Here is a 25506-nt window from a genome sequence, read left to right as displayed (position 1 = left end):
AAAGCAAGTGAGGTGAGCAAATGATTATTACAATAGTTGGAGGAACAGGACTAGTTGGCCAAGGTATTTTCAAAGAGCTTGCTCAAGCTGTGGATTATGAATTACACAGTTTATCAAGAAATGGTAAATCTAAAGATAATCTAGTTGAGCCAGTCATCTATCATTCCGCTAATCTAAATGAAACCGGTGATTGGCAAGAACTTTTACAAAAATCAGATTGGGTGATTGATGCGGTAGGAATTCTATTTCCAAGTAAATCAAAGGGAACAACTTATGAAAAAAATAGTATTCAACCAGCAAAAATAATTATTGATACAATAGTTAACTCAGAAAATCAATGTCTTTTTATTTCGGCAAATGATGGTCCTTTTTTTATGAATGACTATATGAAAGCTAAAAAAGAAGTGGAGGCTTATGGTCAAAAACGTTTGAAATCAAGATTTGTTTCTGTTTTTCCAGGAATTGTCTATGATGCTTCACGAAAAAGCAGTTATTTTCCAGCACGCCTATTGGAGCCACTCATAAAAATTCCAATTTTTTCTTTCTTAAAAAGTTATCGTCCAATTAAACGAAGTCAATTTGCTAAAGAGATTCATAAAATTATCGAAGGAAAAGAAAGTTCACTGACCTCTCGTATTAAATAAAAAACTCATGTTTAGACATGAGTTTTTCTAATTTACTTTGATTTTTTAAGAAGTGGAACTATTTTTGGATAAATAAGATAGGCGATGATAATTAAGATAATCAATGACGTAGCAATAAGATTCCATGATTTCATTAGTTCAATACTTCGAGCTGTAGGAATAGGAGTTGAAGTAATGACGAACAAGGTCTTGATAGATAAGCCATTTTTCATGATGATGAGTGAACCTAAAAGCATTAACAAAAATTGGTGAAGAATACTTCCGATATTTTGAATGGTATATTTTACCCAGATCCGTTTATCTTCAACGATATTAACAGTACTTTCATAGTCTTGAGTTAAGCTTGAATTTAAACTTCCTTTGAATAAGCTAGTAAGGAATAAACCTAGAGCAAATAGAGGACTAAAAACAATCAAAAGTAAACCTAGAAAAATGCCGATTAAAGAGTAGGTTTTGACATTATTTCCAAGTAAATTTTTGACCTTAGAGGCAAAGACAATTCCTAAAACATAAGGAAGATAAAACTGTAAAAATAAATGCTGATGACCATAAAAACCAGCGACATACAAAGAACAAAAAAGAAATAAATAATTTCCCACTGCCCCATTAATAGCTGTCAAATATGATAATTTACGAGGGATATTTCTTTGAATTTTATTTTTGAAAAAATTCGTAGCGACAATGTAGAGGGTGACCAAAAAGAAAAATCCGAAAATGAAATAATCAAATTCTAAACTATTGGCAAGTAATCGACTTGAACGTAATAGAAAGAGGCAAACAAAAAATAAAGCAAATAAAATAAGATATTTATATGAAGCTTTTTCTAAATCATTTGGATCAACTTTGTAATTGTCCAAATTTCCAACTAATTGGAAGGAGAGAAGATAAACTATTCCATAGAAGACAAAGAACAGGGGATATTTTAGAGAAGGGGATAAGACAAAAGAAAAGCCAAGTGCTAAAAACAAAAGTAAGCTAACTAAGGTTTTTCCTTTGATAAGCTGGTTAGTATTTTTTAGATAATAATTTACCGAAGTGTTTGACATCGGCAACCAAGCTGCACTCACTCCTAAAAGAATTCCGGATAAAGTATAGAAAGGAAAGTAGAAAGAACCCATAAATCCTAACAAGCAACCAAGTAAACCGGCATACAATGAAATTTTTAAAAGACTATAGCTGTTGATTCTTGTTTTTATTCCCCTTATAAAGAATACGCCAGTCATTCTGAAAGTATAAAAGAGCAAAAAAGGAAGGAGGGCAAGAAGCGAGGTTCCTTTTGCAATTTGAATAAAAATCATGAATGGAAGGACAATAATTGTATTACTTAATATTAAGAGGGCAGACTTTCCCAAAGAATTTAGTTGTTGAGTCATTTTTCTCCTATCTTTTCTATTTTGACATCTAAATCCATTATAAGGCAAAGTGTATTAAAAAGACAGCTTCACTATGATTAGTACACAAATAATTCATTTAAAAAGTGTAAATAATTTTTTATAAATAACGAATCAAAAAGTTTGACCATTACTGACCAAAGTATTATAATTAGAATGTAGTGAGAAAAAGATAATAATCACTACTAACTATGAAATCGAAATGAGGTGTTTTTATGGACATCGAAAAAATGACAACAACGATGCAAGAAGCACTTGGTTCAGCGCAACAAATTGCGCAAGTTCGTCATCACCAAGTGATTGAAGTTCCACATTTATGGCGAATTTTTGTTCAACCTAATAGTTTTGGGGCGAACTTTTATAAAGATTTAGGGATTGACCTAGATGACTTTACAAATTTAATTGAAAAAGAAATTGACAAAATTAATTCAGTAGAAGGTTCAAATATTACTTATGGTCAAAACCTAAGTCCAGATTTGTTCCAAATATTTACTGAAGCAGACAAAATTGCGCAAAAAATGGGCGATGAATACTTATCAACCGAGATTATTCTCCTTGCCCTCTTTGAATTAAAACAAAATCCATTGACCAGTTATTTGGTTAGCCATGGACTAACAAAAGCAAAAGCGCAAGCTGCAATTGAAAAATTACGCGGAGGTGATAAAGTGACCAGTCAAAATGCAGAAGAAACATACAAAGCACTTGAAAAATATGGGGTAGATCTCGTTGCTCAAGTTAAATCAGGTAAACAAGATCCTGTCATTGGACGTGATGAAGAAATTCGTGATGTCATTCGAGTGCTTTCTCGTAAAACAAAAAATAACCCCGTTCTTATTGGTGAACCTGGGGTTGGTAAAACAGCCATTGTTGAAGGATTGGCACAAAGGATTGTCAGAAAAGACGTTCCTGAAAATCTGAAAGATAAAACAATCTTTTCACTTGATATGGGTGCCCTGATTGCAGGAGCGAAATATCGTGGTGAATTTGAAGAACGTTTGAAAGCAGTCCTTAATGAAGTGAAAAAATCAGATGGACAAATTATCCTCTTTATTGATGAACTTCATACGATTGTTGGTGCAGGTAAAACAGAAGGTTCAATGGACGCTGGGAACCTTTTAAAACCAATGCTTGCACGTGGTGAACTCCATTTGATTGGGGCAACTACCTTGGATGAATATCGTAAATACATGGAAACAGATAAAGCACTTGAACGTCGTTTCCAAAAGGTATTGGTTACTGAACCTACTGTTGAAGATACAATTTCAATCTTGCGTGGTCTAAAAGAACGTTTTGAAATTCACCATGGAGTGACCATTCATGATAATGCTTTAGTCGCAGCAGCAACCCTTTCAAATCGTTATATTACTGACCGATTTTTACCAGATAAAGCCATTGACTTGGTTGATGAAGCCAGTGCAACAATTCGTGTAGAAATGAATTCACTCCCAACTGAACTTGACCAAGCTAATCGTCGCTTGATGCAATTAGAAATTGAAGAAGCGGCCCTCAAAAAAGAACGAGATGATGCTTCTAAGAAACGTCTTGAAATTATACGTGGTGAAATTGCTGAACTTCGAGAAGAAAATAATCAACTCAAAGCTCAATGGGAAGCTGAGAAAAAAGAAGTGGGCAATATTTCTGAAAAACGAAATGAATTAGAACATGCTCGCCACGAATTGGAAGAAGCTCAAAATGAAGGAAACTTAGAAAAAGCAGCAGCCCTTCGTTATGGTAAAATTCCTGAAATTGAAAAAGAACTCAAAGCTATTGAAGAAAAAGCAAAATCAGATGATTTATCCTTAGTTCAAGAATCAGTCACTGAAGAACAAATCGCCGAAGTGGTTGGACGCATGACAGGTATTCCAATTACCAAATTGGTTGAAGGTGAACGTGAAAAATTACTTCACTTGCCAGAAACACTGCATCAAAGGGTCGTTGGACAAGATGAAGCTGTTGAAGCCGTATCTGATGCCATTATTCGTGCGCGTGCAGGAATTCAAGACCCTAATCGTCCACTTGGCTCATTCCTCTTCCTCGGTCCAACTGGGGTAGGTAAGACCGAACTCGCGAAAGCTTTGGCTGAAAATCTCTTTGATTCAGAAGAACATATGGTTCGGATTGACATGAGTGAATATATGGAAAAACACTCAGTTTCTCGGTTAGTCGGAGCACCTCCGGGATATGTCGGTTACGATGAAGGAGGCCAATTGACTGAAGCCGTTCGTCGTAATCCTTATACAATCATCTTGCTTGATGAAATCGAAAAAGCACATCCAGATGTCTTCAATATCTTGTTGCAAGTTTTGGATGACGGCCGTTTGACTGACTCTAAAGGTGTTCTCGTTGACTTTAAGAACACAGTGTTGATTATGACTTCAAATGTCGGTTCTCAATATTTGCTTGATAATGTTGGAGAAAATGGTGAAATTTCTGAAGAAACAACTGAAAACGTGATGGCTCAACTTCGGGCACATTTCAAACCAGAATTTCTAAATCGAATTGATGATACCATTCTTTTCAAACCATTGGCACTTGAGGATATTAAGAATATTATCGTTAAAATGACTAGCCAACTTTCACATCGTCTTGAAGAAATGGATGTTCAACTTGAGTTGAGTGAAGAAGTAAAAGTTTGGATTGCCGAAAATGCTTATGAACCAGCTTATGGTGCACGTCCACTCAAACGTTATTTGACAAAAGTCATCGAAAATCCATTAGCTAAGCTGATTATCGGAGGAAAAATTCCACCAAAATCAAAAGTTATTGTAACACTTATAGATAACAAGATTGACTTTGATATTCAAACGATTGCTGAATAAATAGAAAAAAACCGTTAGCTGATGCTGGCGGTTTTTTATATTTGATAGACAGTTACAGTTGAAATAATTTGTTATTTCCGAACGATTCAATCGAAAAGTTTCAGTACTACCCGCTGGAACTTTTTTTATGTTTGAAAATCATTTAACATGGAAGTAGAATAAAATAAATCAGAAAATGGAGAATGACAGTGTCTGAGAATGCGTATGCAAAATCTGGGGTAGATGTAGAAGCAGGATATGAGGTGGTTTCTCGTATTAAGAAGCATGTGGCTAAAACCGAACGTTTGGGTGTGCTTGGGGCACTGGGTGGTTTTGGTGGAAGTTTTGATTTATCCGTGCTTGATGTCAAAGAGCCTGTATTGATTTCAGGGACAGATGGTGTGGGAACTAAATTGATGTTAGCCATTCAAGCAGACAAACATGACACGATTGGGATTGATTGCGTAGCCATGTGCGTCAATGATATTATTGCTGCTGGGGCTGAACCACTGTATTTTTTGGATTATATTGCCACAGGGAAAAATATTCCTGAAAAATTGGAGCAAGTTGTGGCTGGAGTGGCCGAAGGTTGCTTGCAAGCAGGAGCAGCGCTGATTGGTGGAGAAACAGCTGAAATGCCCGGAATGTATGATGAAGATGATTACGATTTAGCTGGTTTTGCTGTGGGTGTGGCTGAAAAATCACAATTAATTGATGGCGAAAAAGATGTGGAAGCGGGCGATGTTTTGCTTGGTCTTGCCTCATCTGGGATTCATTCTAACGGATACTCTTTGGTTCGGAAAGTTTTTGCTGACTTTGATTTGAATGAATCGTTGCCTGAACTTGACCAATCTTTGATTGATACTCTTTTAACTCCGACAAAAATCTATGTCAAAGAGCTTTTACCCTTGATTAAACAAAATAAAATAAAAGGGATTGCTCATATTACAGGCGGAGGATTCCATGAGAATTTACCAAGAATGTTCGGAAATAGCTTGTCGGCTGAAATTGTTGAAGGTTCTTGGGATATTTTACCAATTTTCAAAGCTCTTGAAAAATATGGGGATATCAAACATGAAGAAATGTATGAAATTTTCAATATGGGAATTGGAATGGTAATCGCTGTTGCTCCTGAAAATGCCGAAACTCTCAAAAAAGAGTTGAATGTATTTGAAATTGGTAAAATGGTCAAAAGACAAGATTCAGCAGTAGTGATTAAAAAATAAATTTTTTTCATTGAGAATAGGGGATAGCATGAAAATTGCAGTATTTGCATCAGGAAATGGCTCAAACTTTCAAACACTAGCTGAACAATTTCCAGACCAAGTGAAATTTGTTTTTTCAGACCATCATGATGCTTATGTACTTGAACGTGCTGAGCGATTAGGGGTGGCAAAGGCAAGTTTTGAGTTAAAAGAATTTTCTTCAAAAGTGGATTATGAAAAGGCCTTGGTGGAAATTTTAAAAGATCAAGAAATTGATTTAATTCTCTTGGCGGGCTACATGAAAATTATTGGTGCGACGGTGTTATCAAAATATAAAGGAAAGATAATCAATGTTCACCCTTCTTATCTTCCGGATTTTGCTGGTTCACCTCATGCGATTGAAGAATCACATGAGGCAAAAAAGGGGTTGGGAATCAGTATTCATTATGTTGATGAGGGTGTTGATACTGGGGAATTGATTGCTCAAATCTCGCTCGCTTATCACGAAGATTTAGAAGTCTATGAGCGTTCTGTTCATGAAGCAGAGCACAAGCTCTATCCAGAAGTCGTTCGCCAAATTATACTTCATCAGCAATGATGAAGTTTTTTTCTTACGTTTTAGCTTAATAAAAATAAGAGAAAATTTTCAGTTCTTTTAAGAAAATAAAACATCTAAAATACTTTTGTAAGCGCTATTTACTTTTGAAATTTAAATGCTAAAATGTAGTGGTAACATAATCTTAAGTAAAATAAGAGAAGGAAAAATGGTAAAGTATCTTAAAGAATTCAAATTTGAAAATTTTATGGTTTTCTTACTTATCACGATTGATATTGCTCTTGCGGTTTTGAGTTCGGTCTTTTTAGCAAATGTGCTCAATTCTTTGATTGCAAAAGAGATGAATCAATTTTTCTTATGGTTAGCTATTGATATTATCCTTTGGATGGTCGATAGTTTTGTTCAAGGAGCGCGTGATGTTTGGAAAGAAATTGCCATACAAAAACAGCTTAATGCTGTACGCCGGGATATCATTGAGCCTCTGACGGAAATTTCTTATTCTGATTTTGAAAAAAATAGTAAGGAAGATTATAACTCGTGGTTAAATAATGATACAAAACTACTTTATGATAATGGTTTCCACCAGATTTATTTTGTTTATACGGGAATTGTTGCGATGCTATTCTCAGGAATTGCTATTATCTTTTTCCACTGGGTATTGCTTTTGACAACCCTTTTGGTTGGAGCACTTTTGTTCTATTTTCCAAAAATGTTTAAACAATCAGTGGAACGAGATACGGAACAAGTGTCGGAGCTTGCAAATGATGCCTTAGCGACATCTACGGATTACTTGCGTGGTTATGAAGTGCTTTATCATAATAAACAATTGGGTCTTATGCAAGAGCGAACCATGGGGAAATTTAATCAATTAGCTACGGCGAATGTGAAATTAATTTTTACTCGTGCTTGGATGCAGTATTCTTTATTAGGGACAAGTATGTTAGGGCAGTTTTTGATTTTAGCTGTTGCTGGTTTTCTTATCATGAATGGGCAAATTGGCATTGGTGTTGTCATGAGTGTCGGAAATTTGTCAGGGACAGTAACTAATTACTCAAAAAGTGTAGCAAATAGTTTAATATTGCTCAATGCAACTGGAAAGCTGCTAGAGAAATATGGAAAAATTACTGACGAATCAAAAGTTACTGACGGAGAAGAAGTGACAGCTTTTGAAAGTAAATTAGAATTAAAAAATCTGGCTGTTGCATTTCCTGATGGGCAAAAAATTGAGTATCCAGAAATTGTCATTGAAAAAGGAAAAAAATACGCGATTATTGGAGATAGTGGAAGTGGAAAATCAACCTTGATTAATTTGTTGGTTGGGAATAAGCAAGACTATGAAGGAGAAATTTTATTAGACGGAAAAGATTACAAAGGAATTAATCGAAAATCTTTGCCTCGTGTGATGAGTGTGATTATGCAATTTCCCTATCTTTTTAAGGAAACAGTAGAAGAAAATTTGACTTTAGGGCGCAAAATTTCGCCAGATATCTTTGATAAGTCGATTAGAATTGCTTGTGCTGATGACTTTGTATTTAATAAACTTGATACGGTTTATGATAAAAATTTATCAGGAGGTCAGCAAGAAAGAGTATCTGTTGCTAGAGAGTTAATGGGCAGTAAGCCAATTTTAGTGATGGATGAAAGTACGGCGAGTGTTGACAAAAAAACAGCTCTAGCTGTAGAAAAAAATATTTTAGAAAATCCTGATTTGACGGTGATTATGATTACACACCATCTATATGATGAAACTCAAAGTTATTTGGATGAGGTGATTCATTTAGGACAGGAAATTGCTTAAAAAATAAATTTATATTAAAAAGACACGTGCAAGTGTCTTTTTATTTTTACTTAAATTGTAACAATTTTTCTAATGAGTTCATGTATTTCTTCAATTGACTTATCTTGACCGTTCATTAACCATTTACGCCAAAGAGCATAAACTCCATTTGCGACAAAAGTAATGAAATATTCGTCATTTGTCTTTTCATAAAATTTCTCAATTTCTTCAATATAAATCTGACGAATAATTGGTTCGTAACCTTGACTTTCAGAAAGGAAGAGGTCATCTTTAAATTCTTCAAAGAATTTTAATTGGTTTTCAATTTTTGAACTGGCAGAAACATTCTGACGAATGATTTCAAAACTTTGAGAAATTTGAGGCTGATAGTATTGATAAATGACCTGGTCAATGGACTCAAAGTTACGATAAAAAGCCATTCTGCTAACTCCGGCTCTCTTACAAACGTTTGAAACGGTGAGTTGAGCAAGATTTTTCGGTTTTTCAAATGTTTTTTGAATTCCTAATAGTTGCAAAATTGCTGTAGTAATAAAATCTTTTGTATCGTTTTTGATAGTTTGGGAATAGTTTGTCGCTGCCATTACACTTCTCCTGATTGTGTCACACAAGCTTTTCAAAGGCTTGTATTTTTTACACTTCTATCGTACAATAATTTTACATAAGTTTCAAGTGTAACAGATGTGAATTAAGAAAAACAGAGGAAAAAATTAAATGACAAATACAAATAAAAAAACAATTCTTGTAACAGGTGGTTCTGGATATATTGCTATGTTTATCATGATTGCTTTATTGAAAAAAGGCTATCGAGTACGGGCGACATTGCGGACGATGTCTCGACAAGAAGAAGTGAAAAAAATGATGGCACAAGGCGGAATTTCAGATTTTACAGATTTAGATTTTGTCCAAACTGATTTGACAAAAGAAGAAGGATGGAGTCAAGCCATGACTGGTGTTGATTCTGTGATTCATGTGGCTTCACCAACACCTTTGCAACGTCCTGACGCTGATGATTTAATGGTGAAAATGGCTGTAGATGGAGTGAAGTTTGTGATGAAAGCAGCCAAGAAAGCAGGAGTTAAACGAGTGGTTTTGACCTCAGCATCGGGAGCAGTTTTAGCGGGGCATAAGGATCATCCAGAAATCTTCACAGAGAAAGATTGGACAAATCTTGATGCTCCAATTAATGCCTACCAACGTTCTAAAACGATGGCGGAAATGGAGTTTTGGAAACTTGCAGAAGCTTATGGTATTGAAGGAGCATCGGTTTTACCTACAGCTGTTATGGGTCCAATTCTTGGAAATGATTTTTCACATTCTAGTGCGGCTATAAAAAATATGTTTGAAGGTAAAATGCCCAGACTTTTAAATTTAGCATTTGATTATGTTGACGTTCGTGATGTTGCTGATTTACATTTGCTAGCTCTTGAAAAAAATGAAGCGATTGGTCAGCGTTTCATTGCAACTTCAGGCCAAAATATTACTTACAAAAAGCAAGCTGAGTTTTTGAAAAAGGAATTTGGTACAAAAGCTAAAAAAGTATCTACTCAGGTAATTCCCGATTTTTTAGTCAAAATTTTAGCTCGATTTGATAAAAGTTTGGCGATGCCAGCTACATTTTTGGGGCAAAACACAGCTTGTTCAAATGAAAAATCAGTTAAACTTTTAGGCTGGAAACCACGTTCAGGTGAAGCAGCGATTATTCAAACGGCACAAACGATGTTGGATTTGGGAGTTATTAAAGTTGATTAAGAAAATTATAGTTTTGAAAATTTTCTATTTCCGAACGTTGTAAGCTAAAAAAGACCAAAGTCAGACTTCTGGTCTTTTTCTTCTCTCTAAAAAAGTCTAAAATAGAAACATATTGTGAAAAAAATTGGAGAGAAAAATGCATCCACATTTAAAAGAAGTTTTATTTACCAGAGAACAAATTGCCGAACGTGTCAAAGAGCTTGCGGAAGTTGTTTCACGCGATTATGAGGGAAAAAATCCACTTGTTGTGGGAATATTAAAAGGGTCAATCATGTTTACGGTTGATTTGCTTAAAGAATTATCAATTGATGCTGAAGTTGATTTTATGGATGTTACCAGTTATGGTTATGGGATTTCATCTTCTGGAGAAGTTAGAATTTTGAAAGATTTATCAACCGTGGCTCATGGACGTGATATTTTGATTGTTGAAGATATCATTGACACTGGAAATACTTTGCTCTATCTTAAAAAATTGCTGACAGGGCGTCAAGCACATTCAGTAAAAATTATCTCTTTATTAGATAAACCAAGTGGTCGTAAAGTTGATATTGACGCTGATTATGTTGGCTTTGAAGTACCGGATGCCTTTATTGTGGGCTATGGAATTGATTATGCCGAACGTTACCGCCAGTTGCCATATATTGGAATTTTCAATGAAGAGTTTTTAATTAAAGACTAAAAGTAATTTCCGAACAATTATAATAAAAAAAGCCCAGTTTTAAAACTGGTGCTTTTTATTTCCAAACGATAAATGTAAAATAAAGACATGATAAATATTTACTGACAGTTCTGTCAGTTCTTTTATAAGAAAAAATCTTGACTTGCAGAATTGTCAGCAGAAAACTTGGAGGAAATCATGTCAAAACGTGCACTTATCAGTGTTTCAGACAAAGAAGGTATTGTAGAATTTGCTAAGGAAATTCGAGAATTAGGTTGGGAAATTATCTCAACGGGTGGAACGAAAGCCGTTCTGGACCAAGAAGAAATTCCGAATATTGCAATTGATGAAGTAACAGGATTTCCAGAAATGATGGATGGGCGCCTTAAAACATTGCATCCACTAATTCATGGAGCCCTTCTTGGACGTAGAGACTTGGAAAGTCACATGAAATCAATGACAGAACATCATATTTCTCCAATTGATTTGGTTGTTGTAAACTTATATCCTTTCAAAGAAACTTTGCTTGCTGGGGGCAGTCAAGCAGAAATGATTGAGAAGATTGATATTGGTGGTCCTTCAATGTTGCGTTCAGCAGCTAAAAACCATGCGTCAGTCACAGTCGTTTGTGACCCAAATGATTATGAAAAAGTACTGACAGAGCTGTCAGTAAAAGGTGAAACAAGTTTAAGTTTTCGTCAGCAACTTGCAGCAAAAGTATTTCGCCACACTGCAAGTTATGATGCTTTAATTGCACAATATTTGACAGAAGAATTTCCAGTAGAAAATGTAAAACCAGAAAAATTAACCTTGACTTACGACCTTAAACAGGGAATGCGTTATGGTGAAAATCCGCAACAAAATGCAGATTTTTATGAGTCAGGAATACCTACGACTTATTCAATTGCCCAAAGTAAGCAAATTCATGGTAAAGAACTAAGCTATAACAATGTTCGTGATGCAGATGCTGCTTTACAAATTGCAAGAGATTTTGAAGAACCAACAGTTGTAGCCCTCAAACATATGAATCCATGTGGGATTGGAACAGCAACGGATATCGAAAAAGCTTGGGATTATGCCTATGAAGCAGACCCAGTTTCAATTTTCGGTGGAATTATCGTTTTAAATCGAGAAGTAACTTTGGCAACTGCGCAAAAAATGAGTAAGATTTTCCTTGAAATTATTATCGCACCCTCTTATAGCAAAGAAGCCTTGGAAGTCTTAAGCAAAAAGAAAAATATCCGCCTTTTAACCGTTGATTTTTCTAAAAAAGAAGCCTCAGAAAAAGAAGCGCTTGTAACAGGGGTTCTTGGAGGACTACTTGTTCAAAATCAAGATGTCATTGTTGAAAATCCAAAAGAATGGACAGTGGCGACTAAAGTTCAACCAACTGACAGACAAATGGAGGCCATGAAGTTTGCTTGGAAAGCAGTTAAGTTTGTCAAATCAAATGGGATTATTGTGACCAATGACCACCAGACGCTTGGTGTTGGTCCTGGCCAAACTAACCGTGTGGGCTCAGTAAAAATTGCCTTAGAGGCAACCGCAGATAAATCAGTAGAACTTCAAGAAAATGCGGTTCTTGGTTCGGATGCCTTTTTCCCATTTGCTGACAATATCGATGAAATTGCTAAGGCAGGAATTAAAGCAATCGTTCAACCAGGTGGCTCTGTACGTGACCAAGAAGTGATCGATGCCTGTGATAAATATGGAATTGCGATGGTCTTCACAGGACTTCGTCATTTTAGACATTAATAAAAAGTCTACCTTTAGGGTAGATTTTTTTCTCTAATTTAATATTAAAATTTCTATTGTAAAATCATCTGTCTATTGTCATTGAAAAAATTTTCAAGTTTCAGAACATTCATCTTTATCTCCTTTTCTGATATAATGTAGGGAATGCAAAGAATACATTTAGCAAAGGAAAAGAAATGACTGTACTACTTTTTGATATTGATAACACCTTACTTGATTTTGATAAAGCAGAATATGATGCTTTGGGAAAAATTTTTACCCACTATCAAATTGAAGATAATCAGGAAAATCGTGCGACTTACTCTCGTGAAAACAAAGCGCTTTGGCGTTTACACGAATCAGAAAAACTTTCACGTGAAGAACTTCTATCTACTCGATTTGACCATGCTTTTAGAGCTTTAAATGTGTCAGTAAATTATAATCCAGTTGCTGTTGATGATGAATATCAACTTTACTTATCACAAGGGCATGAGTTGATTAATCATGCCAAAGAATTACTGACAGAGCTGTCAGAAAAAGAGGCAGAAATGTATGTGGTTAGTAATGGAACTTCACGTGTTTCTCGTCCACGAATATTTGAGTCTGGAATTTCTGATCACTTTAGAGAAATCTTTATTAGTGAAGAAGTGGGTCATCATAAGCCTTCACTTGCTTTCTTCGATTATGTCTTTGACCACATTGAAGCGGCCAATCAAAAGGAATTTACAATCGTTGGCGACTCCCTAGCAACTGATATTTTAGGAGGGAATAGAGCTGGAATAAAGACAATTTGGTATAATCCAAAACAATTGGAAGTTAGTGGAGAAGCACAACCAGATGTGCAAATCCAAGACCTATTAGAAATTCCAGCTTTGGTTAAAAATTGGTAATAAAAAACACTGTTTATTTTAACAGTGTTTTTTTATTATGCCTTCACTTTTTTTCTCAAAAATAGACTTAAAATGAAACCGAAGCTTACAAAAATAAGAAGTAAGTAGAAAGTATGATGGAAGGCAGTTAAATTCGCTTGTAAAGGAGAAAGTCCAGTCTGTTTTTTGATTTGACCACTTAAAAATGCTGTCAAAAAGGCAATAGCAAATGAGTTGACTACTTGCATCATTTCATTTGTTAGTGGAGTAACTCGACTGATATTTTTCATTGGAACAGATTGAAGGGCGTGATTATTAACTTGCATATTGACTAAACCTTGACTTAAACCAAGTAAAACAATAGCACAAAGTGTGAAAGCTAAAGAAGAACTAGGTTTAATTTGACTAAAAAGACTAAGACTTAGAGCTCCCAGAATAAAGCCCGGCAGAACTGCGGCTTTCGTCCCAAATTTATCAAAAATACGTCCACCGATTGTCATTCCTAAAAAACTAGCAATTGCCTGCGGAACCATGATTAGCCCTGTATTTTCAGAAGAAAGTCCAACGACATTTTGTAAGTAAAGTGGGACAAAAAGCATGGCCCCGAAAACAACGATTTGATTGAGCCACATGAGCGAAATTCCTTTTGTAAATTCAGGAATTGCAAAAGCTCGAAGGTGTAAAAGAGGATTTTCAACACGTAGTTCAACAATAATGAATAAAAGCAACATGATTATACCAAGGCCTACAAAAGAGAGGGCAGTAGGATTTGACCAGCCTTTATCTGTCCCAACGTGTACACCATAAATTAAAATTGGAAAGGCAGATGGAGAAAGAAGAGTCCCTTTTAAGTCAATTTTACTTGCTTTATTTGCAGGAAAATTGGGGAGAAAGAGGAGAACAAAGATTAGAGCTAGAATTCCAACCGGAAGATTAATCAAAAAGACAGTTGACCAATTGAAGTGTTTAACTAAGAAACCTGAAAGTGCAGGTCCTATTGTTGGAGCGAGCAACATTGGTAACCCTAGAAGGCCCATCATTGAACCTCGTTTTTCCATTGGGATAATTTTAAAAGACATCCCAATTCCGATTGGAGCAACAACGCCACCAGTTAAGCCTTGAGCAATTCGCCAAATAATAAGACTTTGCAGTGAGTGAGCGTTAGCTGCAAGAAATGAAGCGATAGTGAAAAAAATGATTGCTAAAGCAAAAACTTTTTTATCTGAAAAGCGGTCTCCCAAAAATCCAGCAAATGGAATAACTGTGGCCATAGCTAAAGTATAAGCAGTAATGACCCACTGACTATTTGAGAGATTTTGATGGAAAGCAGACTGGATATGCGGAAGGGTGACATTCATAATGGTTGTATCCATCATTACTAAAAGCATTCCAATTGCAATTGTTAGAACCGCAGGTAAGACTTTTTTTAAATTAAAATCATTAGTATTATTCATAAAGAACCTTCTTTTATATTTTTAAAACACTGTTCGGTAAAAATAATACCATTGTTCTAAAATAAAGTCAAGAAAAAAACTTCCTCAGGAAGTTTTTTATAAATTAATTAATTTTAAGCATTTTTTCAATTCCTGAAATAATAAGCTGTAAACCAAACTCAAAACTTTCAGAAGAGCCAAGACTGGTGAGGCTTTCAGTTCGCCAATATTTATCGAGAAAAGGAGCCAGTTGTACCAGAGGAATTTTGACAGTAGAAAGAGGTTTTTCGGGTTGCTCTACTAAACGATCACTATCTATTTTACTGGTGTAAATAAAATTTAGAAAAAGGTTAATGGTGTAAAATTTGTGATCATCAGAAAGCTTGAGATCATCTACAATCATTAAAAGTTTATCAAAGAGCCGAAGATAGTTCTCAGATTCTGGTGGATAATCCATCATCAATTGTGCGAGGTTTGGATAAGATTCTAAAACAGCATAAATATTTTTACCATAGACGAAAAGGCGGTCTTGCCACGTTTTCTCATTTGCTGGAAAAATAATTTCAAGGCTTGCTTTATCAATAAGTTCTGCAAAAAGTGCTTCTTTACTTGAAAAATGGTAGTAAAGAGAAGACACTGTCATTCCTAGCCGACTAGCTAACTTACGCATTGAAAATTCTGTGAGAGGAAGTTCTTCTAAAAGTTCCCAGCTGCTACTAATAATTTTATCTTTGGTTGGTTGAGTCGCCATAAGTTTTCGCTTTCTTTTTCTACTTAGATTTATTTTACATGTTTTTAATGAAAATTGCGATAGAAAAGCTGATAAACAAATTTGTCATTTAAATATTGTAAGGGGAAAACTCTAGCTATAATTGAGTAAATACCGAACAATCTCTCTTCTTATTTCTTGAAACTTTTGTTCAGGCTTTTTCTTTTATCACAAATCTTTTAAGATAGAATTATAAGATTTATAAAGCAAGAAAAGATAGATGAGCTATCGTCACTTTGACTTTTATTATTCGTTCAAGATTTGTTGAATAATAAATAAAATAGCTGAATACACAAGTCTGTGTATATAAAAAGCGTTTGGGAATATCGGAGAAATGATGAAAATTTTGGTAATTGGTTCTGGCGGCCGCGAACATGCCTTAGCAAAAAAATTTATGGAAAGTCCTCAAGTTGAAGAAGTCTTTGTAGCTCCAGGCAATTCAGGAATGGAAAAAGATGGAATTCAAATAGTTGATATTTCCGAACTATCTAATGATAAATTAGTTGAATTTGCTCAAAATCAAAACATTGGACTAACATTTGTTGGCCCAGAAACTGCTTTGATGAATGGCGTCGTCGATGCTTTTATAAAAGCAGAATTACCAATTTTTGGGCCAAATAAAATGGCCGCAGAGCTAGAAGGTTCTAAAGATTTTGCAAAATCAATTATGAAAAAATATGGGGTTCCGACGGCTGATTATGCTACTTTTGATAGCTTAGAGCCTGCTCTTGCATATCTAGATGAAAAAGGAGTTCCTCTTGTGATTAAAGCTGATGGGCTCGCTGCTGGAAAGGGTGTGACGGTTGCCTTTGATATTGAGACCGCTAAGTCAGCTCTGGCCGATATTTTTTCTGGTAGTCAAGGAAAAGTTGTGATTGAGGAATTTCTTGATGGTGAAGAATTTTCTTTATTTAGTTTTATCCATGACGGGAAAATATATCCGATGCCGATTGCTCAAGACCACAAACGAGCTTTTGATGGAGATAAAGGTCCTAACACAGGGGGAATGGGGGCTTACTCACCGGTCCTACATATTTCTAAGGAGGTTGTAAATGAGGCTCTGGAAAAAGTTGTTAAACCAACAGTAGCTGGAATGATAGAAGAAAGCAAGTCATTTACAGGCATTCTTTATGCAGGGTTAATTTTGACAGAAGACGGAGTCAAAACAATTGAATTTAATGCACGCTTTGGGGATCCTGAAACCCAAGTTGTTCTCCCCCGTTTAAAAAGTGATTTAGCTCAAGCAATTATTGATATTTTAGCTGGAAATGAGCCAACATTAGAATGGCTTGAGTCTGGTGTGACTTTGGGTGTGGTTGTTGCTGCAGAAGGCTATCCTAGTCAAGCAAAACTAGGACTTATTCTTCCAGAAATTCCTGAAGGTTTAAATGTTTATTATGCAGGAGTTTCCAAAAATGAAAATAATCAATTAATCTCTAGTGGAGGCCGAGTTTATCTTGTTTCTGAAACGGGAGAAGATGTAAAAAGTACACAAAAATTGCTTTATGAAAAACTTGATAAATTGGAAAATAATGGTTTCTTTTATCGTCATGATATTGGTTCACGAGCAATATAAAAATTTTGGTTAAGAAAAAAGAAGAGGAAAAATGGCAGAAGTAGCAATTATCATGGGTTCGAGCTCAGATTGGGCGACAATGAAAGAAACAGCAAAAATTTTAGATGACTTTGGTTTAGCTTATGAAAAAAAGGTCGTATCAGCACACCGAACACCAGCTTTAATGGCTGAATTTTCGAGCCAAGCTCGTGAGGCAGGTTATAAAGTGATCATCGCGGGTGCTGGTGGAGCCGCTCATTTACCAGGAATGGTAGCTGCTCAGACCCTCGTCCCAGTCATTGGCGTTCCAATAAAATCACGAGCTTTATCTGGTTTGGATTCACTTTATTCGATTGTTCAAATGCCGGCAGGGGTTCCTGTAGCGACAATGGCAATTGGAGAGGCTGGAGCAAAAAATGCTGCTTTATTTGCTTTGCAACTTTTGGCGAATACAAACGAGAATTTATACCAAAAATTGTTGGTCTATCGGGCTGCTGCACAAGAAATGGTTGAGGAATCAAACAAAGCATTACTTTAAAAAGAGTTCAAAAGGTGTCGGATTTCAAATAATGAAGGGTAGGAAGACTTGTGATAAAGAATACAAAGCAAACAATTGGTATTATTGGTGGAGGTCAGCTTGGACAGATGATGGCAATTGCTGCTCAATACATGGGACATAAAGTCATTACACTTGACCCAAATCCAAACTGTTCTGCGGCAAAAGTATCTGATGAACTGATTGTTGCACCTTATGATGACGTTGAAAATTTATTAAGACTCGCCTATGCTTGTGACGTCATTACCTATGAGTTTGAAAATGTATCAGCGAAAGCTTTGCACGAAATTGAAGGCTGTGTAAGGATTCCTCAAGGAATACGTCTGTTAGAGATTACGCAAAACCGTCGCTTTGAAAAAGAATTTTTGACCAATGAAGCTAAAGTTAATGTTGCACCTTGGCAACTCGTAGATTCAGCGGAAAAACTCCCAGAAACAGTAACTAGAAAACAAGTTTTAAAAACGACAACTGGAGGCTATGACGGTCATGGACAAGTGGTTTTAAATGCTGATAAGGACTTGTCAGCAGCTAAATCACTGACAGAACTTTCAGAATGTGTTTTAGAAGATTTTATTTCTTTTGAACGTGAAATTTCTGTTATTATTAGTGGAAATGGTCACGAATATGTGGTTTTTCCTCTAGCTGAAAACGAACATAGAGAAAATATCTTACATCAAACGATTTCTCCGGCTCGTATATCTGCTGAAATTACAGAGAATGCTTATAAAATTGCGACCTCAATTGCGGAAAAATTAGAGCTATCTGGCGTGCTTTGTGTGGAAATGTTCTTAACAGCAGATGGTCAAATCTATGTCAATGAACTAGCACCAAGACCACATAATAGTGGCCACTTTACCATTGAAGCTTGTGATTTCAATCAATTTGATTTACATATTAAAGGGATTTTAGGAGAAGACCTACCAGAACCTAAACTTTTGAAACCTGCCATTATGTTGAACGTTTTAGGGCAACACGTTGAGGCAGTTAAGAAACTTAATCATGAGCATGCCGATTGGCATCAACATGATTATGGAAAAGCAGATGCTAAACATAACCGAAAAATGGGACATGTGACGATCTTAACAAATGATTTTGACCAAACGATTAATGAAATTAAATCAACTAAAATTTGGGATTAATAAAAAATACTTGGTAAAAGCCAAGTATTTTTTTTATTTGATTTAGGTATGATAAAATGACAACATTTCCCCTGAAAAATAGAACAAAACAGTAAGATAAGATTCTTAGAAAGCGATATCATTAACTTGTTAAAAATAAAGAGTCTAAAAATGACTACTTGTTTTTTCAAAGTTTTTTTCTAAATAATATTGCAAAATATCAAAAGAGCCTCTATCAGAATAAAAAACTTGATTATCAATTTTATCTTGATTGAAAGTCATATAGTTGAGATTTGGGAAGAGTACACTATTTTTTCTAAATTCCTTCGGTAGAACACCATAAGATTTAAGAAAAGCGGTGTTGAGCGTTCTGATATCTGAGAAACCACACATGTAAGCAATATTTAATAAATTATCTTTAGAAGAAGAAAGTAATGTTCTTGCTTTTTCAGAACGAATCTTATTTAAATACTCGTTGAAATTAATCCCAAAATTACTTTTAAAGAAATGGGAAAAATACGTTCTGGAAAGTCCTTCATGCGAAGCAATCATTTCTAAAGAAATTTTATGGTCGTAGTTTTCATGAATGTAAGAAGAAATTCTTTCCATTCGCTCTTGGAGATCCATTAATTTATTTTGTTCAGAACTGCTTAAAATACTGTATTCAGAAATACTTAATAAGCGATCTAATAAAAGGGAAGTGTATCCGTGAGTACGCAAGGAATTATTCTTATCATCAGCAAAATAACTTAAAGCCGCTTGTAAGAGTAATTTTAAAGTTTCAGGTTGATTTTTTAGATTGAAAGGATGGCTTTCAAAATAAATTTTATCAAGCTGAGGGAAGATAATTTTAAAAATTTCTGATGAAAACTGTAGAATCAAAAGTTTCATAGAGTCGCTTGAAGATAGTTCGTGAACTTGGCAACTATTAAAGATAATTGCCTGTCCAGCTTTGATTTCAAAGCATTGCTCTTGTGTTATTACCTGACCAGCCCCTTCTAAGACAAAAGCTAATTCAATGTCAAAATGAAGATGAGGTTTTCTGTAAGTAATATCGACAAGTAGAAAATTAAGATTATTTATTTTTGAGTGATAAATATTCTCTAATTCGTTTTTCATGTTCATTCTCTCCTAATCACTATTATTATGACATATATTACAAGAAATGTATAGTAGTAATTACGAGTTTGAAAATAATATTAATATCATAAAGAGGAGGAGCTATAAAAATGGCTTACTTTAACGACATCGCACCTATCAAATACGAAGGTACAAAAACTAAAAATATGTTTGCCTTTCGCCATTATAATCCAGAAGAAGTAGTTGCTGGTAAAACAATGGAAGAACAACTTCATTTTGCCCTTGCATTTTGGCATACAATTACAATGGATGGGTCAGATCCCTTTGGGGGAGCAACAATGGAACGCCCTTGGGATTTGGAAGGTGGTTCTGAACTTGACCGTGCTCACCGTCGAGTAGATGCTTTCTTTGAAATTGCTGAAAAATTAGGTGTTAAATATTATTGTTTCCATGATATTGATATTGCACCTACTGGAAATTCTTTGAAAGAATTTTATGCTAATTTGGACGAAATTACTGACCACCTTCTTGAAAAACAAAAAGCAACAGGGATTAAATTACTTTGGAATACAGCAAACATGTTTTCAAATCCCCGCTATATGAATGGTGTTTCAACTTCTAACCGTGCTGAAGTCTTTGCTTATGGTGCTGCACAAGTTAAAAAAGGTCTTGAACTTTCTAAAAAACTCGGTGGCGAAAATTATGTCTTCTGGGGTGGTCGTGAAGGTTATGAATCACTTTTGAACACAGATATGGGTCTTGAAATGGACCACATGGCAAAATTCTTCCATTTGGCAATTGATTATGCAAAATCAATCAACCACTTGCCTATTTTCTTGATTGAACCAAAACCAAAAGAACCAATGACTCACCAATATGATTTTGACGCAGCGACAGCCCTTGCTTTCTTGCAAAAATATGATTTGGACAAATATTTCAAACTCAATCTTGAAACAAATCACGCTTGGCTGGCTGGTCACACTTTTGAACACGAATTAAATACTGCACGTACTTTCAATGCTTTGGGTTCTATTGATGCCAATCAAGGAAATTACTTGCTTGGTTGGGATACAGATGAATTCCCAACACTTGTTATTGATATCACACTTGCGATGCACCAAATTCTTTTGAACGGTGGACTTGGCAAAGGTGGAATTAACTTTGATGCGAAAGTACGTCGTACAAGTTTCAAAGCAGAAGATTTAATTCTTGCTCATATTGCAGGGATGGATACTTATGCGCGTGCTTTGAAAGGTGCAGCAGCAATCATTGAAGATAAATTCTTGTCTGATATTGTTGACGAACGTTATAGTTCATACAAAAATACAGAAGTTGGTCAATCCATTGAAAATGGAACAGCAACTTTTGAAAGTCTTGCCGCATTTGCACTTGAACATGGTGACGATATTGAACTTGATTCTAATCACTTGGAATACATCAAATCAGTATTGAATGACTATCTTGTTTAAAATTTAGAACTTAAAAGAGGGCGAGGAATTCCTCCTCGTCCTTCTCTTTTATTATGAGGAATAATAATGACTTACGTGTTAGGAATTGACTTAGGAACATCAAGTCTTAAAGGAATTTTGATGGATGAAGTTGGTAATTTAATTACAACAAAATCTGCTGAATACCAAATTGATACGCCCAAACAAGGCTATTCTGAACAACGTCCAGAATATTGGATTGTGGCACTTGAATCAGTACTGACCGGTTTGTCAGTAGAAATTTCAGATTTTGGTCAGCAACTTGCAGGCATTAGTTTTTCGGGGCAAATGCATTCATTAGTCGTTTTAGATGACAATAATAAACCAGTTTATCCAGCAATTCTTTGGAATGATGTGAGAACAAGCAAACAATGTCAAGAAATTACTGACAGACTTGGTCAGCGACTTTTAGAGATTACAAAAAATATTGCTCTTGAAGGATTTACCTTACCAAAAATTCTTTGGCTCCAAGAAAATGAACCAGAGGTTTGGTCAAGAGTTAAAAAAATAATGTTGCCAAAAGATTACTTGAGCCTTTGGCTGACAGGAAATATTTATACCGAATTTTCTGACGCAGCAGGAACTTTACTTTTAGATATTGAGAAAAAACAATGGTCAGAGGAAATTACTGACGCATTCAATATTGATAGGGGAATTCTACCTGAATTGATTGAATCCACTGACCGAACAGGATTTGTCAAAGCAGAAATAGCTGAACGCTATAAACTGACAAATGAAGTAAAAGTATTTGCTGGTGGAGCCGATAATGCTGCCGCCGCTCTGGGTGTTGGTTTAATCAATGAAGAAGTGGGCTTGATTTCAATGGGAACCTCCGGAGTCGTTTCCGCTTATGAACCTAAAATTGCAGATTATAAAGGAAAACTTCATTTCTTTAATCACACGGTTCCGGGTGCTTATTACTCAATGGGAGTAACCTTGGCTGCCGGAAATTCTTTAAACTGGTATAAGGAAACTTTTGGAAAAGGCTTGAGTTTCAATGAACTTTTGTCAGAAGTTTACACAGTTTCTCCTGGTTCAGAAGGATTGCTCTTTACGCCATATATTGTAGGTGAAAGAACACCACATTTTGATTCAAAAATTCGCGGAAGTTTTATAGGAATTTCTGCTCATCATGAACAAAAACATTTTTCAAGAGCAGTGCTTGAAGGAATTACCTTTTCATTGCGTGATTCTAAAGATATCATGGAAAAAACGAAAAACAAGAAGTTTAAACGTTTGATTTCCGTAGGTGGGGGTGCGCAAAATCCCGACATTATGCAAATGCAAGCAGATATTTTTAATTCTGAAATGATTCGCTTAACGGTTGAGCAGGGACCGGGACTTGGTGCTTGTATGATTGCTGCTTTTGGTTGCGGACTTTTTGATAGCTTAGAAGCGGTCACTAAAGCTTTTGTTCATTACAAGGAAGCCAGTTTCATACCAAATCCAAAAAATGTAGCACGTTATGAGCAAATTTATCAAATTTGGAAACAAGTTTATAAAAATACCTCTGAAATTTCTCATCAATTAGTAGAATTTAATGACGAAGGTTAATTATGACATTTACCATTTTCAAAGAATCTTTGCCTTTTAGAGCTGACAAATCAATTAGTCAGATTACATTATCAAATGAACGACTCACCATCGTTGTCCATGATTATGGAGCAAGAGTCCATCAACTCCTCACTCCTGACAAAAATGGAACATTTGAAAATATTCTTTTATCCAAAAACAATTCCGAAACCTATGCAAATGATGGAGGATATTATGGTGTAATTTGCGGTCCAGTTGCCGGGCGTATTTCAGGTGCTACTTATGATTCTGTCAGTTTAGAGGCAAATGAAGGAAAAAATAATTTACATTCAGGAAGCCATGGCTGGGAAAGACAATTTTGGTCTTATGAAACTTTTGAAACAGCATCATCTCTTGGCATTAAACTAAGTTTAAGAGATGAGGAGTCCGGTTTTCCAGGTCAAATCCAAGCAGAAGTCACTTATAAATTAACTGACAATAAGTTAGAAGTGACAATATCAGGTCTGTCAGTAACTGACACAGTCTTTAATCCGGCTTGGCATCCTTATTTTAATCTGTCAGCAGAATTATCAACGACTCATAAGCATTTCATTCAAGCAAATGTTGACTTTCTAGTTGAAACCAATCAAGAGAATATACCAACTGGTCGTCTTCTAACTGTTGACGACAGTTCTTATTCAATTAAAGAAAGCGTTTCAATCAAAAAGCTTTTAAAAGATAATCCCGAAGGACTAGATGATTGCTTTGTTTTTAATCCCAAAGGAGATAAAAGTTTAATGCTTTATGACCCTTTATCTGGTCGGAAACTAGTAGCTCAAACTGATAGACAAGCGGTCGTGATTTACACAGCCACAAATCCAGAAATAGAGTCAATGATTAATGGCAGACCAATGTCCAAAAATCGCGGAATTGCTATTGAATTTCAAGAAATACCTGACCTTGTTCATCATCCTGAATGGGGAACGATTGAGCTTAAAGCAGGTCAAAAAAAGACTTTTATAACAGAATATCTATTTACAACGAATTAAAATTTACTGACAGACTCATCAGTAAAAATAATTTTAATAAAATAATAGGAGGGATGTACTCAAAAATGAGTAATGAAATCAAACAAGTTCAACATGATGAATATCATGAATTAACGCTTGGAGAACGTATTGGTTATGGAATGGGGGATTTTGCACAAAACCTTGTCTTTGGGACTGTTGGTGGCTTTTTAGCACTCTATATGACAACAGTCAATGCGATTGGAACTGCAACAGCCGGTTTTATTTTTCTGTTCGTCCGAATTATTAATGTATTTTGGGACCCAATGGTTGGGACTTTTGTTGATAAAAGAACATCAAAAGCAGGAAAATATCGTCCTTGGCTTTTAAGAGCAGGTATACCTCTGGTAATTTTAGCCGCCTTACTTTTTGCACCTCTACCAGGTGTTAAAGGGTCTGTTCCCTTTGCTTTTATCGTTTATTTTGCCTTAGACTTAGTATATTCAGTTGTTAATATTCCTTATGGTTCACTTAATGCATCATTAACTCGTAATCCGGAATCCGTTGATAAACTGACAAGTACACGGATGATGTTGGCAAATGGAGCCAATCTCCTAGTCTACACCCTCTTTCCAATGTTTGTTCAAATGGCAGCACCGAAAGGAAGAAGTCTTAAAGATACTGGATTATTTGGCCTTAAACTTCATATGGGGAATTATACTGACCCTTCAGCGGGACATGCTTGGTTTGGAGTTTACTCAGTTTATATGATTATTGGTGCAATAGCTTTATTCCTATGTTATAAATTGACCAAAGAACGTGTGGTTGCAACAGCAGAACAATCGGCAGAAGTTAAAACAACTGACCTCTTCCTTGAATTAAAGAACAATCGTCCACTTGTGATTCTAGGGATTTTCTTCATGTTAGCTTTTACTTTCATGTTTTTTATGAATACTGTAAATGGTTTCTTTAATCAATTTGTTGTTGGACATTCAGAATGGATGGGAGCCATTGGCCTCATTGCTTCAATTCCAGGAATTGTTTTCCCAATCTTTTGGCCTCGTTTAAAGAAAATTTTCGGTAAAAAAGGTTTCTTTCATCTTTTTATCGGAATGTTCATTGTTGGAGAAATTTTGACATATATTTGGTCCCTTAATGGAATGCATGATGCCCTCTGGTTAGCTTATGTTGCAACCTTTATTAAACAATGGGGCTTAACTTCAGCAACAGGGTTCATGTGGGCATTAGTTCCTGAAGTTGTCGCTTATGGAGAATTCAAATCGGGTAAAAGAAATGCTGCGATTATTAACGCAATCATGGGACTTTTCTTCAAAATTGGTTTTACATTAGGTGGAGCGATTCCACTTTGGTTCTTAGCAGCTTATGGTTTCAATGAGACAGCAGCACATCAACATGCTAACGCCCTAGCTGGTATAAATCTCACAGCAATTTGGATTCCAGCCGTTCTTGCTCTTGTATCAATGATTATTATGCAACTCTATCCAATTTCTGATAAGGATGTAGCAGACATTAATCAACAACTTGATGAAAAACGTGCTCAACTTAAGGAAGCGGAATAATTTATAT

The 25506-nt window shown here is 35.5% G+C and carries 21 protein-coding genes; 16 read left to right on the top strand and 5 right to left on the bottom strand.

The features are described from left to right. The first annotated feature begins 20 nt into the window (after positions 1-20). Positions 21-644 carry an NAD-dependent epimerase/dehydratase family protein gene (locus tag IAE51_RS04400; RefSeq protein ID WP_180259729.1) on the top strand — a complete coding sequence of 208 codons (624 nt, stop codon included), beginning with the start codon at positions 21-23 and terminating at the stop codon, positions 642-644. Positions 645-676: 32 nt separating this feature from the next. On the opposite strand, the gene IAE51_RS04395 is transcribed toward IAE51_RS04400, so the two are convergent. Continuing rightward, positions 677-2017, bottom strand: a complete 1341-nt coding sequence (locus IAE51_RS04395; protein ID WP_038600119.1) for a hypothetical protein — start codon at positions 2015-2017, stop codon at positions 677-679. A 233-nt stretch (positions 2018-2250) separates the two neighbouring features. Here IAE51_RS04395 and clpB point away from each other — a divergent pair, with 233 nt between their 5' ends. The 4 genes from clpB (at position 2251) to IAE51_RS04375 (ending at position 8392) form a co-directional block, all read left to right on the top strand. Beyond that, positions 2251-4854 (top strand): ATP-dependent chaperone ClpB, encoded by a 2604-nt coding sequence (gene clpB / locus IAE51_RS04390; protein ID WP_017864728.1) that lies wholly within the window; start codon positions 2251-2253, stop codon positions 4852-4854. A 182-nt stretch (positions 4855-5036) separates the two neighbouring features. Continuing rightward, positions 5037-6059: a phosphoribosylformylglycinamidine cyclo-ligase gene (purM, locus tag IAE51_RS04385; RefSeq protein WP_200094842.1), complete on the top strand. Its 1023-nt coding sequence runs from the start codon at positions 5037-5039 to the stop codon at positions 6057-6059. Positions 6060-6087: 28 nt separating this feature from the next. After that, positions 6088-6636 (top strand): phosphoribosylglycinamide formyltransferase, encoded by a 549-nt coding sequence (purN, locus tag IAE51_RS04380; RefSeq protein WP_129880924.1) that lies wholly within the window; start codon positions 6088-6090, stop codon positions 6634-6636. 166 nt (positions 6637-6802) lie between these two features. Further along, positions 6803-8392: an ABC transporter ATP-binding protein gene (locus IAE51_RS04375; protein ID WP_200094840.1), complete on the top strand. Its 1590-nt coding sequence runs from the start codon at positions 6803-6805 to the stop codon at positions 8390-8392. Positions 8393-8442: 50 nt separating this feature from the next. Here the strand turns inward: IAE51_RS04375 and IAE51_RS04370 are convergent, their stop codons facing one another. Continuing rightward, a complete protein-coding gene (locus IAE51_RS04370; protein ID WP_003130052.1) occupies positions 8443-8973 on the bottom strand; it encodes a TetR/AcrR family transcriptional regulator in 531 nt (176 codons plus the stop codon). Between the two features lie 130 nt (positions 8974-9103). Between IAE51_RS04370 and IAE51_RS04365 the strand changes: the two genes are divergently transcribed. The 4 genes from IAE51_RS04365 (at position 9104) to IAE51_RS04350 (ending at position 13423) form a co-directional block, all read left to right on the top strand. Continuing rightward, positions 9104-10141, top strand: a complete 1038-nt coding sequence (locus IAE51_RS04365) for an NAD-dependent epimerase/dehydratase family protein (protein WP_033901010.1) — start codon at positions 9104-9106, stop codon at positions 10139-10141. Positions 10142-10277: 136 nt separating this feature from the next. After that, a complete protein-coding gene (gene hpt / locus IAE51_RS04360) occupies positions 10278-10820 on the top strand; it encodes a hypoxanthine phosphoribosyltransferase (protein ID WP_003130055.1) in 543 nt (180 codons plus the stop codon). A gap of 177 nt (positions 10821-10997) precedes the next feature. Beyond that, positions 10998-12554: a bifunctional phosphoribosylaminoimidazolecarboxamide formyltransferase/IMP cyclohydrolase gene (gene purH, locus IAE51_RS04355; RefSeq protein ID WP_003130058.1), complete on the top strand. Its 1557-nt coding sequence runs from the start codon at positions 10998-11000 to the stop codon at positions 12552-12554. 176 nt (positions 12555-12730) lie between these two features. After that, a complete protein-coding gene (locus IAE51_RS04350; RefSeq protein WP_003130060.1) occupies positions 12731-13423 on the top strand; it encodes a YjjG family noncanonical pyrimidine nucleotidase in 693 nt (230 codons plus the stop codon). A 35-nt stretch (positions 13424-13458) separates the two neighbouring features. Here IAE51_RS04350 and IAE51_RS04345 read toward each other — a convergent pair whose 3' ends face one another. Both IAE51_RS04345 and IAE51_RS04340 read right to left on the bottom strand, forming a co-directional pair. Continuing rightward, on the bottom strand, positions 13459-14856 hold the full coding sequence (locus tag IAE51_RS04345) for an MDR family MFS transporter (protein ID WP_200094838.1): 1398 nt from the start codon (positions 14854-14856) through the stop codon (positions 13459-13461). Positions 14857-14959: 103 nt separating this feature from the next. After that, the gene (locus IAE51_RS04340; RefSeq protein ID WP_017864721.1) at positions 14960-15586 is read right to left on the bottom strand and encodes a TetR/AcrR family transcriptional regulator; all 627 of its coding nucleotides are present in this window, start codon (positions 15584-15586) and stop codon (positions 14960-14962) included. A gap of 355 nt (positions 15587-15941) precedes the next feature. On the opposite strand from IAE51_RS04340, the gene purD reads away from it, so the two are divergent. From purD to purK, 3 genes are read left to right on the top strand one after another with little or no spacing between them, the layout of a single operon-like run. Continuing rightward, on the top strand, positions 15942-17180 hold the full coding sequence (gene purD, locus IAE51_RS04335) for a phosphoribosylamine--glycine ligase (RefSeq protein ID WP_200094942.1): 1239 nt from the start codon (positions 15942-15944) through the stop codon (positions 17178-17180). A 31-nt stretch (positions 17181-17211) separates the two neighbouring features. Further along, positions 17212-17697, top strand: a complete 486-nt coding sequence (purE, locus tag IAE51_RS04330) for a 5-(carboxyamino)imidazole ribonucleotide mutase (RefSeq protein WP_012898130.1) — start codon at positions 17212-17214, stop codon at positions 17695-17697. 50 nt (positions 17698-17747) lie between these two features. Next, the gene (purK, locus tag IAE51_RS04325; RefSeq protein WP_017864719.1) at positions 17748-18854 is read left to right on the top strand and encodes a 5-(carboxyamino)imidazole ribonucleotide synthase; all 1107 of its coding nucleotides are present in this window, start codon (positions 17748-17750) and stop codon (positions 18852-18854) included. A 144-nt stretch (positions 18855-18998) separates the two neighbouring features. Here purK and IAE51_RS04320 read toward each other — a convergent pair whose 3' ends face one another. Beyond that, positions 18999-19952: an AraC family transcriptional regulator gene (locus IAE51_RS04320; protein ID WP_058203011.1), complete on the bottom strand. Its 954-nt coding sequence runs from the start codon at positions 19950-19952 to the stop codon at positions 18999-19001. Between the two features lie 110 nt (positions 19953-20062). Here IAE51_RS04320 and xylA point away from each other — a divergent pair, with 110 nt between their 5' ends. The 4 genes from xylA to IAE51_RS04300 all read left to right on the top strand — a co-directional run bounded on the left by xylA (position 20063) and on the right by IAE51_RS04300 (position 25499). Further along, positions 20063-21382, top strand: coding sequence for a xylose isomerase (xylA, locus tag IAE51_RS04315; RefSeq protein ID WP_023188758.1), 1320 nt, complete (start codon positions 20063-20065; stop codon positions 21380-21382). 66 nt (positions 21383-21448) lie between these two features. Continuing rightward, positions 21449-22954 (top strand): xylulokinase, encoded by a 1506-nt coding sequence (gene xylB / locus IAE51_RS04310; protein ID WP_058208504.1) that lies wholly within the window; start codon positions 21449-21451, stop codon positions 22952-22954. A 2-nt stretch (positions 22955-22956) separates the two neighbouring features. Then, the gene (locus IAE51_RS04305; protein WP_195228890.1) at positions 22957-23961 is read left to right on the top strand and encodes an aldose epimerase family protein; all 1005 of its coding nucleotides are present in this window, start codon (positions 22957-22959) and stop codon (positions 23959-23961) included. A 53-nt stretch (positions 23962-24014) separates the two neighbouring features. Continuing rightward, positions 24015-25499, top strand: a complete 1485-nt coding sequence (locus tag IAE51_RS04300; RefSeq protein ID WP_200094836.1) for an MFS transporter — start codon at positions 24015-24017, stop codon at positions 25497-25499. Positions 25500-25506 lie beyond the last annotated feature (7 nt).

Origin of the sequence: Lactococcus sp. S64 (assembly GCF_016516525.1) — a bacterium.
GTDB classification, from domain to species: Bacteria; Bacillota; Bacilli; order Lactobacillales; family Streptococcaceae; genus Lactococcus; species Lactococcus lactis.
The sequence above is the reverse complement of the archived record's forward strand: the minus strand, read 5'-3'. Positions and strand labels throughout refer to the sequence as shown.

Excerpts from the sequence above, each read along its gene's own strand:
- IAE51_RS04400 (WP_180259729.1), top strand. The coding sequence starts at position 21 with ATGATTATTACAATAGTTGGAGGAACAGGACTAGTTGGCCAAGGTATT.
- IAE51_RS04395 (WP_038600119.1), bottom strand. The coding sequence starts at position 2,017 with ATGACTCAACAACTAAATTCTTTGGGAAAGTCTGCCCTCTTAATATTA.
- clpB (WP_017864728.1), top strand. The coding sequence starts at position 2,251 with ATGGACATCGAAAAAATGACAACAACGATGCAAGAAGCACTTGGTTCA.
- purM (WP_200094842.1), top strand. The coding sequence starts at position 5,037 with ATGACAGTGTCTGAGAATGCGTATGCAAAATCTGGGGTAGATGTAGAA.
- purN (WP_129880924.1), top strand. The coding sequence starts at position 6,088 with ATGAAAATTGCAGTATTTGCATCAGGAAATGGCTCAAACTTTCAAACA.
- IAE51_RS04375 (WP_200094840.1), top strand. The coding sequence starts at position 6,803 with ATGGTAAAGTATCTTAAAGAATTCAAATTTGAAAATTTTATGGTTTTC.
- IAE51_RS04370 (WP_003130052.1), bottom strand. The coding sequence starts at position 8,973 with ATGGCAGCGACAAACTATTCCCAAACTATCAAAAACGATACAAAAGAT.
- IAE51_RS04365 (WP_033901010.1), top strand. The coding sequence starts at position 9,104 with ATGACAAATACAAATAAAAAAACAATTCTTGTAACAGGTGGTTCTGGA.
- hpt (WP_003130055.1), top strand. The coding sequence starts at position 10,278 with ATGCATCCACATTTAAAAGAAGTTTTATTTACCAGAGAACAAATTGCC.
- purH (WP_003130058.1), top strand. The coding sequence starts at position 10,998 with ATGTCAAAACGTGCACTTATCAGTGTTTCAGACAAAGAAGGTATTGTA.
- IAE51_RS04350 (WP_003130060.1), top strand. The coding sequence starts at position 12,731 with ATGACTGTACTACTTTTTGATATTGATAACACCTTACTTGATTTTGAT.
- IAE51_RS04345 (WP_200094838.1), bottom strand. The coding sequence starts at position 14,856 with ATGAATAATACTAATGATTTTAATTTAAAAAAAGTCTTACCTGCGGTT.
- IAE51_RS04340 (WP_017864721.1), bottom strand. The coding sequence starts at position 15,586 with ATGGCGACTCAACCAACCAAAGATAAAATTATTAGTAGCAGCTGGGAA.
- purD (WP_200094942.1), top strand. The coding sequence starts at position 15,942 with ATGAAAATTTTGGTAATTGGTTCTGGCGGCCGCGAACATGCCTTAGCA.
- purE (WP_012898130.1), top strand. The coding sequence starts at position 17,212 with ATGGCAGAAGTAGCAATTATCATGGGTTCGAGCTCAGATTGGGCGACA.
- IAE51_RS04320 (WP_058203011.1), bottom strand. The coding sequence starts at position 19,952 with ATGAAAAACGAATTAGAGAATATTTATCACTCAAAAATAAATAATCTT.
- xylA (WP_023188758.1), top strand. The coding sequence starts at position 20,063 with ATGGCTTACTTTAACGACATCGCACCTATCAAATACGAAGGTACAAAA.
- xylB (WP_058208504.1), top strand. The coding sequence starts at position 21,449 with ATGACTTACGTGTTAGGAATTGACTTAGGAACATCAAGTCTTAAAGGA.
- IAE51_RS04305 (WP_195228890.1), top strand. The coding sequence starts at position 22,957 with ATGACATTTACCATTTTCAAAGAATCTTTGCCTTTTAGAGCTGACAAA.
- IAE51_RS04300 (WP_200094836.1), top strand. The coding sequence starts at position 24,015 with ATGTACTCAAAAATGAGTAATGAAATCAAACAAGTTCAACATGATGAA.